Origin of the sequence: Mycobacterium sp. 852002-51961_SCH5331710 (assembly GCF_001665535.1) — a bacterium.
Lineage (GTDB): Bacteria > Actinomycetota > Actinomycetes > Mycobacteriales > Mycobacteriaceae > Mycobacterium.
Genome location: NZ_LZSQ01000004.1, coordinates 1 through 10,289 on the forward strand (window position 1 = coordinate 1; position 10,289 = coordinate 10,289).

At 62.4% G+C, this 10,289-nt stretch carries 11 protein-coding genes; 6 read left to right on the forward strand and 5 right to left on the reverse strand.

From position 1 onward, the window contains the following. Positions 1-462 precede the first annotated feature (462 nt). The 4 genes from A5752_RS27315 to A5752_RS00795 form a co-directional block, all read right to left on the reverse strand. A complete protein-coding gene (locus A5752_RS27315; protein ID WP_156613490.1) occupies positions 463-1,806 on the reverse strand; it encodes a hypothetical protein in 1,344 nt (447 codons plus the stop codon). 404 nt (positions 1,807-2,210) lie between these two features. Next, positions 2,211-2,546 (reverse strand): hypothetical protein, encoded by a 336-nt coding sequence (locus A5752_RS00785; RefSeq protein ID WP_067080571.1) that lies wholly within the window; start codon positions 2,544-2,546, stop codon positions 2,211-2,213. Continuing rightward, positions 2,543-2,941 carry a hypothetical protein gene (locus A5752_RS00790; RefSeq protein ID WP_067080574.1) on the reverse strand — a complete coding sequence of 133 codons (399 nt, stop codon included), beginning with the start codon at positions 2,939-2,941 and terminating at the stop codon, positions 2,543-2,545. The genes A5752_RS00785 and A5752_RS00790 overlap by 4 nt, the downstream gene beginning before the upstream one ends. Positions 2,942-3,720: 779 nt before the next feature. Next, entirely contained in the window at positions 3,721-4,590 is an 870-nt protein-coding gene (locus A5752_RS00795) for a PDDEXK family nuclease (protein WP_067080576.1), read from the reverse strand. A 17-nt stretch (positions 4,591-4,607) separates the two neighbouring features. On the opposite strand from A5752_RS00795, the gene A5752_RS27320 reads away from it, so the two are divergent. After that, positions 4,608-4,952, forward strand: coding sequence for a hypothetical protein (locus A5752_RS27320; protein WP_231983292.1), 345 nt, complete (start codon positions 4,608-4,610; stop codon positions 4,950-4,952). Between the two features lie 231 nt (positions 4,953-5,183). On the opposite strand, the gene A5752_RS27325 is transcribed toward A5752_RS27320, so the two are convergent. Then, complete coding sequence (locus tag A5752_RS27325) at positions 5,184-5,759, reverse strand: hypothetical protein (protein WP_156613494.1); 576 nt, start codon at positions 5,757-5,759, stop codon at positions 5,184-5,186. A 58-nt stretch (positions 5,760-5,817) separates the two neighbouring features. Here A5752_RS27325 and A5752_RS00800 point away from each other — a divergent pair, with 58 nt between their 5' ends. The 5 genes from A5752_RS00800 to A5752_RS00820 all read left to right on the forward strand — a co-directional run bounded on the left by A5752_RS00800 (position 5,818) and on the right by A5752_RS00820 (position 10,182). Continuing rightward, positions 5,818-6,915, forward strand: a complete 1,098-nt coding sequence (locus tag A5752_RS00800; RefSeq protein WP_067080579.1) for a tyrosine-type recombinase/integrase — start codon at positions 5,818-5,820, stop codon at positions 6,913-6,915. Between the two features lie 168 nt (positions 6,916-7,083). Then, positions 7,084-7,332, forward strand: a complete 249-nt coding sequence (locus A5752_RS28135; protein WP_067080582.1) for an excisionase family DNA-binding protein — start codon at positions 7,084-7,086, stop codon at positions 7,330-7,332. 358 nt (positions 7,333-7,690) lie between these two features. After that, positions 7,691-9,055, forward strand: coding sequence for an AAA family ATPase (locus A5752_RS00810; protein WP_197500509.1), 1,365 nt, complete (start codon positions 7,691-7,693; stop codon positions 9,053-9,055). Positions 9,056-9,421: 366 nt separating this feature from the next. Then, the gene (locus tag A5752_RS00815) at positions 9,422-9,766 is read left to right on the forward strand and encodes a hypothetical protein (protein ID WP_067080588.1); all 345 of its coding nucleotides are present in this window, start codon (positions 9,422-9,424) and stop codon (positions 9,764-9,766) included. Then, positions 9,763-10,182, forward strand: coding sequence for a hypothetical protein (locus A5752_RS00820; RefSeq protein WP_067080594.1), 420 nt, complete (start codon positions 9,763-9,765; stop codon positions 10,180-10,182). Before A5752_RS00815 ends, A5752_RS00820 begins: the two co-directional genes overlap by 4 nt. Positions 10,183-10,289: the final 107 nt, after the last annotated feature.

Here is a 10,289-nt window from a genome sequence, read left to right on the forward strand (position 1 = left end):
CCGAACCACCACCGGCACTCGCCAACAACTACACTGACCGCTGCTCACAGGTGAGGAATTTCGGCGAGCACAGCCGGGGATTTTCGATGAGTGCCGTCAGCAGTCCTGATTAGCCCCGGAAGGTGACCTCCGAGGCGCGCACCACTTCAGGATCACGACCCGTGCTTCTCATCAGTTCCTGGGCAGCGACGACCTGTTCTGCTCGGTCAGCCCCAGGACCGACGACCAGATCAACCACCGTCGGATGTGTGGACGACTCGTATTTGCCCTCGTCAGCACCCTGACTCGGTAGAAGGTTAACTGCGATCTCCGCGTAGGGCACAAGGCCTCGCTGCCTGGCTCGCACGTTGACTGGGCGGAGCCGAGCAGCCGCAGGACCCGGTACTCGGCGAAGGTTTCCCCGATTCTTAGCGGCATGGGCGCGTGTTAGCCACTAGCATTTCGACAATTTCTAGCACACACCTAGCGGTTGTTCATCGAGATGCGCTCCAGAACAAATGCAGTGACGGCAGATCCGACCAGAGTCAGCGCCAACGCACATGCGAGAAGGAGGCCGAATCCTATTGAGTAATTACCAGATTCCGAGACATCTCCCATCATCGACGCAAGGTTGACGACGTTGCCGATGCACGCCAAGAACGCGAGGCCACAAGCGATCGCGACGACAATAGACGCTTCGCTACGCCGAGCGGTCCATACGTAGGCCAAGCCGCCGAGGATCGAGACTAGGCCGACGAGCGCAGTCCAGATGCCAGGGTTGTGCACTGACGAACTCACCTGATCTTGGAGTTGCTCTTCCAGGAAAGAAGTGAGGGGCGCGTTATCGGAGCCATATACCGACACCTGGCCAAGCCCAGACATCGCGATTGCGTAGCCCGAGACAGTGGTCCGGCCCCACTCGAGGAACGCTGATAGGAACAGCGCTGCTCCAACGGCAATGATTGCCATACCGGCGACCCACCGCGAGCTTCCACGTTTTACCTGCCCTAGCCCGGTGTCCTTGATCGACTGCAACCAGGAATTGCCTGAGGCCGGAGATGGTCTTTCGACCATCGAGGGCTTGCCGTCGAAATAGCTAGACCGGTCTTGTCTTGGTGGCGGGTTGGACAGAGCCTTCGGTGGACTTTCCTGCGCAGCTTGCCGCGGGGGCGGCGCTGCCTTTCTCGATGGAAGCGTTAACTCCGCAGTCGGCTGCTTCCTTTCCACGGCGCTCGGACTCCCTGGATGCTTCGGTAGCCCGGCGTGCGGAGATGACTTACTCTTGACACTCGACGAGGCGCTTTTCGGGACCACATTCTGCGGCTTTGTCGATTTGGTCGGAGTCGTGGGTTTCTGCAGGGATGACGAATCCTGTGACGAGGCCCGCGGGCGAGGCGCTCGGGGCGCGCACTCCAAAGTTATCTCGTCACTGCGGAAAGATATTGCGTCGTCCTCACCGGCGAACGCAACGAAGACGTTCATGTCGTCGAAAATCTCGTCGTCGTCGACGATCCTGAAGATCGTGCCAGCCCGTCCGTCGAACTCGTCTCCGGGAGCGACTACCCTTACGGACTGACCCGGCAAGAGTTTCGTGATCCCTGAAGCCGTAGTAGATTTCGAGGCCTCTTTTCCTTGCTCTGGAGCCGGATTCGTTGTGAGGTTGAGTTCTGGTATTTCAAAGGCGTACTCAGCGGGGTCCGCGGAGAACCGCACCAAGATGTGGTCTTCGTAAATTCGAGTGACTTCACCGATCTCTCCGACGTGGTGCTTCCCAGCGACTACTCTGACCGCGTTTCCTTCTCGGATAGACCCGCTTGTCTTCGACATGTCATTCGACCCCCGTGCCCGCCATTCGTCCCCCACGCTGGTGGAGGCTACCCCTGATTCCTCGTTCATTCGTGCCTGTTACAAGCGCTTCGAGCTTGCTGCATGCGACCCTCTAGTTCGGCTGAGAGTTCTCGTACTCGTCGCTTGCGCAATTGGCGGTGATTGCTACCGAAGCAGCCCGGGTCCGCTACCGTGGCGATTGCGAAACCCCCGATAGCAGCAGCGGCTAGTGCAGCCGCTATCAGCGTTTTGCGCGTCAAAGCAACTCCAGAAAAGTTGATTGAATGGTGGGCGCGCCAGCGCCTCCTGGTCGCGCTTGAATCAAACGGTAGGGCGTTCTTAGGGGTTAGGAATCAGGATTTCGCTATAACTTGTTTGCTGCGGCGAGAAACAGTCAGACACAATCAGCACAAGTGGGTGTCTGCGGCATCGATGAGCGCAACCACATCGGGGATCGACATCTCCAATCCCAGTACAGACTGGGTGCGGGCGATCGTGGCATATGTTTGTCCCTCGCCTGAGTACCACTCGCGGTTGTACTCGCCGTGGGTGGCGATGGTGTCGCAAGCCAGGTCACCTAGAACGACCGACTGCCCGTAGGTCATATATTCGCGCACCGTGGTGCGGACCTGTGCTGTGTAGGTCAGTTCGTCGGCGCTGGCCGGTGGTGTCGCCAGACCCATGGCAACGCAACCCCCCGCCACTACTGCGGCGGCGAGACCCAGCTTGACGACGCTCACCGCAACACCGTCAGACACGTTACGTCGGACCCGTCACCAGCAAGGGCAGCATCGCTCATCGTCGGGCTGCCGTTTAGGAACAGCTCACAGCTGACCCAGGCCGCCTTGCCCATAGCAGGGTCTAGCCCGACCAGGTCGCCGACGGCCTTGCCATGTTCGACGACAGCCTCGCTACGCGGTTGCCCGACGGTCTTACACAGGTCGCGCTGCCCATCAGCGGTCTGTGCAGGTATGCAGTCGGTACCGCTCCACTTCACGATCGTCATGACCGTTATGCCGGGGATCAGGGTCGGTTCGGCCTGGGCTGCGGGTGCAGTAAGGGCAAGGGCCGATGCCATCCCCACTGCGGATGAGAGCGCCGCCAGCCGTATCAATGCCGTCACGGACGTGTACATCCGTTGCCCTCGCAGATCTGACCGTTGCCTAGCCGAACGCCGCCGCTGCCGAGCGGTGGTCCTTGGATCACGTTTCCAGCAGCATCACAAAGGACGTCGTAGTTGCACGTGTAGGGCACGTACACGCAGTTGATGTCTGAGGGGTCGCAGGGGTTCGGTTGCGCTTTGGCCGGTGCCACGCTCAGTACCGATAACCACAAAGCGGCCGCCAGCCCCGCTGCGGCGCTGACCTGGATGCGCATCTTCCCTCCCAAGATTTTAGTTGCGGGCGCATAGGCGCGCGAAGCGCGGCCCAACTCGACCCCCTAGATCAAGATATGGCGGCGACAACGCGGACGAATCGGGTGTTTCCCTACAAACTTGTTTGCTGGCCGACGGAGCAGCCCTCGCGTACTACCGCGAGCGAGTCGAGCTGGTGAGCCCCGTGCCTGCCTTTGCGCCGCTTGAAACGCCGCCTAGCCCGGGTGGTCTACACCAGGCTGACAGCTGGCGACACAGACTCCGCCGCCCTCATGAACCCGTTTGCGTCTACATCGTGGCGGTGACTGCATGCGACCAGCCGTCATTCGTACCGTGAGGGGGCCTGCGAATACCTTTTGCTCTCCTGCGTGTACGCCTGGCATGACTACAGCGCGTCGCACACATCGCAGAGTCCGGCGATGTCGAAGAAGTCGCAGTACGGCCTCCTATGCACCCGGCACTGACAGAAAGCGCAGAGTCGACACCAATCCACTGGCCTCTGCACACTCGCACGAACTCAAGCCCGTCGAGCGGTGCCACTAAGGGTGACTGGTCAGCTCCATGTGCACCCTGTAGAGGAGAAAGGTGACCTCGTGGCCCTGCCTGGCTGCGTACTGCTCGACGCGGTTGCGCACCGACGTGTCCGGTTGACCGGTGATGACGATGAGGTGCGCTGAATCGTAGCCGTTTGTTTGGGCGTGGTCGGCGAGATCGTCGAGGTATTGCTGGAGTTGGCCCACAGCACGGTCGTCGGGTTCGCGGACCTTCAACTCGATCCCCACCAATTGCTTGGAGCCTCGTCGCTTGCAGAGTAGATCGAGGCGGCGACCGCTCCCCAGCGCGGCTTGCTGCTTGAAATCGTGCAGACCGAGTCTTCGTAGGTCGGGAAACCAGTCGTGGTGCTTCCAGATGAACTCTTGAAGGGTGGTCTCGTCACGGAAGAGTTCCCGCATCGGCGCCAAACCCTTGATCGGCTTCGCCGCGTCGAGGATGTACACCCTGTCGTCTGACTTCAGATCGGGGTCGGTCAACCGAGGATAGGTTGCGATCCTTTCCTTCTCGAAGGCCTCGTCGAGCCGAGCCAGCAAGGTATCCGAGCGCCTTTTCGCTCCGGCCCGTTTGACGATGACGTGGAGCTGACTATCCGGTGCCTGCGATAGCGACTGGGGCGGCCGCGGTCGAGATTGGAGCAGTTTCTTGTAATGTTCGACGCACTCGGCGATCTTGTCTGTTGCGGCCATCATCTGATCGTGCCTGCCGGTGCCCCCGGCTGTTTGGACTTCCTGGTATTCGGTGTCCGACAGGTATGTCGCATTAAGTCGTGACGGCAGGTTCGTAGCGTCAGTGCAAGCATGCAAGATATGTCGGTGGCCATCGATAAAGTGTTGGTATGCCCAGGGTTCCGCCACATCCTCCGGAGGAGTGTGTGTTGGTTGATGCCTTCGGTAAGCCGCACAGCAATGGTGTCGGGCACCCAAAATTGCATACGAACGTGCCGATCGAAGGCGCGGGTGTCGTCCACGTAGTTACCGATCTCCACACCGCCGAAAGTGACGTGGTGTTGCGGCGATATCTGGGTGAAACGGCCACACAATGTGCGCACCTATCGAGCTGCTCCAGCGACCCGGAATCGGCCCATGACATGCATATGTACTTCAGTGACCTGGAGACGCTGAGCCTTCTCGTGAGGGGGCTGCTCTACGTCGTCTACCTCACGGACGATAATTACATGGTGCGCAAGCACCACGAATTGTTCGGAACCGCTCAGTAGTGCGGCGTCCCGTTGCCGGCATAGCTCGGTTCGCTCAGGTAGATCGCGCACTCGTCTGGAGAGCGGTTCGTCTCCGACTGGCAAACGAACATATTGAAGTTGATCGGACCTGGCGGAACAGAGATTGGCGTGTCGCTGTACGACCAGAAACCCACCGGAACGTCCACTCCTACGATGTGCTGACAATAAGCGGCTGCCCCGCCAGAGGTGCGGGTTGGAGCGCTTCCCCAGTTACAAGAACAGCCGATCACTGCGTTCGTGGATGGTCCGGATGGAGCCGGACACCGGTTCGGCTGCGCGGATGCCAAGGGCGAGATGGCCATGATCATTGGCAGCAGTGCAAGCAAACCAACGCTGGTTGCAAGGTGATTCCTGACACCGGACGCGGTGACGAAAGTTCGAATCAATTTTCTTCCCAGATTGTGACAGTTTGAGTGACCCGTCCCCGAAGAGCCCCATCAGCCGGCCTGTGACGCATACCGGCCGCCGAGGAGAGGTCGCGTGCGCGCATGCAATCAGTCGCAGTTGAACATTGTCGTGCGCCCGATCTAAGACCAGGCGGAAGTTCGCCGTCCAGTCGACGTTGCGGCATCCGCAAGCACTCGCTTCGCGATGGAGTGACACGGCACTTGGCCGCTCGTTGGGCACGTTTTGGGCATGAGTCCAGTTCAGATTCTCAGAATAGGCGTCTGAACTGCACAAACTGTGGTGCGCGATACTGGGATTGAACCAGCGTCGCCGGTTGCCAGCGACCAGCAGAAATAGCCACTTATCTGCATGACCAGTGTGAACCATGTTGAAGCTCACGGAAGTGAATTTGCTATGATGAGTCCCCGTATAGCCCCAGTCATTCAGGGAGGCAGCCATGGCACGCGGCGCTGGATTCGGCACAGTGGAGCGCCGCCCGAGCGGACGCTACCGCGCGCGCTACGTCGGCCCTGACGGCCGCCGCTACACCGCGCCGACCATGTTTCTCACCAAAGGGGAGGCACGGTCTTGGCTGTCGCTGCGGCAGGCCGAGATTGTCCGCAACGCGTGGCGGCCGCCCGACGAGCCGAAGATCACCCGGCAGACGTTCGCCGCATACGCCGATGAGTGGATGGGCCGACGCGATCTGAAAGACAGGACCCGCGACCACTACGACAAGCTGCTCGACCGACACTTGCTGCCCGCGTTCGGCACCCTGCCGCTGACGTCGATCACCGCCGACGACGTGCGCGGCTGGTACGCCCGGATGGGCACCGGGACGCCGACGCTGCGCGCCCACGCCTACGGGCTGCTGCGGACCATCATGGCGACTGCCGCGAGTGACGGGAAAATCAGCAACAATCCGTGTGTGATTCGTGGCGCTGGCACCACCAAACGACAGGTTCACATCGAACCTGCCACGTTGGACGAACTGGAAACACTCGCGAACGCGATGCCGCAGCGCTACCGGGTCATGGTGTTGCTGGCGTCGTGGTGTGCGCTGCGGTTCGGGGAACTCACCGAGCTTCGCCGCGCCGATGTTGACTTGAGCCAAGAGGTTATCCGTGTGCGCCGTGGCGTCGTTCGGGTGGATGGCGGATTCCAGGTGACCACACCGAAATCCGATGCAGGTTCGCGCAACGTAGCCATTCCGCCGCACCTGGTCCCGGCAATAGAGGACCACTTAGCGAAGTTCGTTGGCAAGCAGCGGGATTCGCTGCTTTTCCCCGCTGAGCATGGCGGGCACCTGGCAACGGCCACGTTGAAGAGACACTTCTACAAGGCGCGTGAGGCCGCCGGTCGACCGGACCTGCGATTCCACGACCTGCGCCATAGTGGTGCGGTCCTCGCTGCGAGCACAGGTGCCACGCTGGCGGAATTGATGGCGCGGCTAGGTCATTCGACACCACAGGCCGCCCTGCGTTACCAGCACGCCGCAGCGGGACGGGATCGAGAAATCGCCGCGCTGCTGTCCAAGCTCGCGGCGAACGGCTAGCAACAACACGCCCACGGTGACGCGTTTACGCGCTCACTGAATGTTCCTGTAACCTGAGGTGCGAGGTCGGCATCCGGGACACGGATGACAGACCCCAACCAACCAACCGAACCGCGTTAGGAGAGCGCGAGGGTTCGGTGTCGCCTAGCGAAAGGTTGGTTGGTTCAATTGGCTCTCCCTCAAACATCTACACGTCCAGCGCCGCCGGAAGTCCCCAATCGGGCCGCCCGCCGCCGCCGCTACGCCACGGTCAATGACGCAGCGGACTATATCGGCGTCAGTGACCGCACGATTCGGAAGATGATCGTCGACGGTCGCCTCACCGGCTACCGCTCCGGCACCCGACTGGTCAGAGTCGATTTGAACGAAATCGACGATTCCCTGATGCAGTCCTACGGCGGCGCGGTGTCATCGTGAAAACGAAACGAGAGAGCCGCCGACTGGGCGAGTCGGCGGCCCCATCAGAACCCACGGCAGCGGATAGGTCCGAGCATAACGCGTCGGTCCCCATGCAGCTTCGCTGCCGCCGGACAGCCAGCCACCGCCTCCCACCAATCGGCGCGTGCGGCTGCATCCGCGACCCCGATGTTGACCGGCACCAATGCCACGCTGACGGCCCCTCCGAGGTGCTGGTCGACGCCGCAGCGGCCGCGCTGACCCATCTCGACCGGATCGGTACGCCGGGTCTGCTCGACACCGGCACCTGCCGAGCGTTATGGCGGCGTGGGTACCGGCGGCTGTCCGCACAGTGCGTCACCCGAGCGGGATGGTCGGCATGAACGTCAGTGACGACGGTCGCCATTATTCCGGTGCCGCCGAAAAGGATCGGGGCGGAGCCGAACCCCGTCAAGACGCCACCGCTGTGAAGTTGACACGACTCGCCGATATAGAGCCCGAGCGGGTGTCGTGGCTGTGGGACGGCCGCCTACCCCTCGGTAAGCTGGTCACCCTTGACGGCGACCCTGGACTCGGAAAGTCCACTCTCGCAATCAATATCGCTGCCCCAGTTACTACAGGTGGGGTATGGCCCGACGGCACCAGATGCGAGCACCCTGGCGCTGTCCTTTTAATGTCCGCCGAGGATGGACTCGCCGACACGGTGCGACCCAGAGCGGACGCCGCCGGTGCCGACGTCACCAAAGTGCACGCCGTCGAAGGTGTCCCAATCGACGACGAGGGCACGCTGCGAATGCCAACACTGGCTGACGTCGACGGCCTGCGCCACGCGATCATTCAGACCGGCGCGCGCCTCCTGATCATCGACGTCGTAATGGCGTACCTACCTACTGGGACCGACTCACACAAGGACCAAGACATTCGGCGGGTGCTATCGCGACTGTCGAAGCTGGCCGACGAAACCGGCTGCACCATCCTGTTGATTCGCCACTTGAACAAGGCCAAGGGTGGTGACCCGCTGTATCGCGGCGGAGGGTCCATCGGCATCGTTGGCGCTGCCCGCGCCGGACTGCTGGTAGCAGCAGACCCCGACGACGACACCCGGCGGGTGCTGGCGAGCGTGAAGTCCAACCTAGGCCCCGCGCCGGAGTCAATGGCCTACCGGCTGATCGGTGCCGGTGACTTTGGAGCAGCACGCGTGCAATGGGAGGGCCGGACCACCCACACCGCCCAATCACTGCTCGCCGCCCCAGACGGTGACGACGAAGATCGGCGAGAAGTTGACCACTGGCTCACCGCCTACCTTGAGCAGGACGGCGGCAGCGCAGACGCCCGCGACGTCCTCCGCGACGGCAAACTCGCAGGCTTTTCCGAGGACGTACTAAAGAAGGCCCGCAAACGTCTGAAACTCCACTCCAACCGCCACGGGTTCGGCAAGGGGGCGTCCTACGTATGGTCCATACGTGCCCGCATAGACGCCATAGGTGCCAGCCCTGAGACCCCAGCATCTATGGCCTCTATGGCGGCACCCATAGGGCAGCGCCCACCGCGAACAGATCCGCCGCCGGGCGCTCCCACAGATGAAACACCGGGGATGACCAGCCGCGTCAACTCTGCTCTAGCAAACGCCCGGAGGGCACCCAAATGCACCGTGTGCGGGAAGCCAGTTGTCGGCGGCCAGGGCAGTACGCACTTCACCTGTGACGCCGCCGCCGTGGATACATGGACGGCCGCGAATGAGTGACCCAATAGCCCGCTACACCAACGTCATCGCCTCCGCCGTGTGCCTCTGCGACGTCGGCAGTGAGGACTATCTCGCGGCCGTCGCTATCGGGCCAGACGGCCAACACCTGGTGCTCGCACAGCGCGGCAGTCTCGGCGACGACACGGTGCGGTATGACCCCACCTGCGCGGCTGTAGCACACGAGCAAACCGGGCCTCTGCCGACCCAATATCGCCTTGGTCTGGAAGCTGTTCCGCACCGCTGCGGCCGTCCAACCAAGACGACGGGACGGCCGTGCCGGATCGGCGTCGTTCATCCCGGCGAACCGTGCGGACTGCACCGCCAGAACACACGCGCGCACAACGCAACGACGAAAGGAACACCCCAATGACCGATCACCCGCACTATCCGGGGCCGGACGATTACCCCGACTGGGACACCTCGACCCCGCGCGTGCATGTCACGGCCGGGACCCACACCGCCGTACTGCGCGCCCTTGCCGCGTTCACCGCCGAGGATGAAGATTTCGCGGCCGAACTTGCCGACCTGGCCGCCCACTGCGCGAGCACCGATAAATGGCTTGAGGCCGTGCTGGCGCTCATGGACGCCTGGCGCATGTACGTTTTAGCCGGCTCACCCCGCGACGTGACTGTGGCCCGGTTACGTCGCGACCAGGCCGCCGCGACGACCGCCATGTTGGTCAACGGACCTGAATCGCTGGTCGAATCATGACCGCCATTCCGGGGGTCGGCCCGCAGTTGGAACGCGCCGCCGAAGGCACCGACCCGAGAGGTTGGCTGGTATTCGCGTGCCTGCCTGATGATCTTCAACGGCAGGAGGATTCGACTGCCGCCGCCGACGCCGAGCGGCACCGGACCGGCACCTACAAAGCTTCGGGCACCTGGGGCACCAACGACCCCGCCGAACTGTCCAAAGTGCTGGCACGCGCCCACGCCGTGCTCAAACGGGCGGGGCTGTCTCCGCCGCGCACCCGCCCGCGTCCGGCCACCGCGACGGAGCGGGCGCTGCTGGCACACCTCGGTTACGAACTGCCCGACGAATTGTTCACCGCTGTCTCATTTCCCGCACAGGGGGTTCGCCGCCGACGCTGGCCCCAATTAGAAACCCAGGAGGTAACAACACCGTGACCGAAACGAACACCGACGACACCACACAGGCACCGCCGTCGCCGACACCGGCCGCGATGCCGCCCAGGATGCCCGCCACAGAACCGCCGGCCACGGCGGCCACGGGT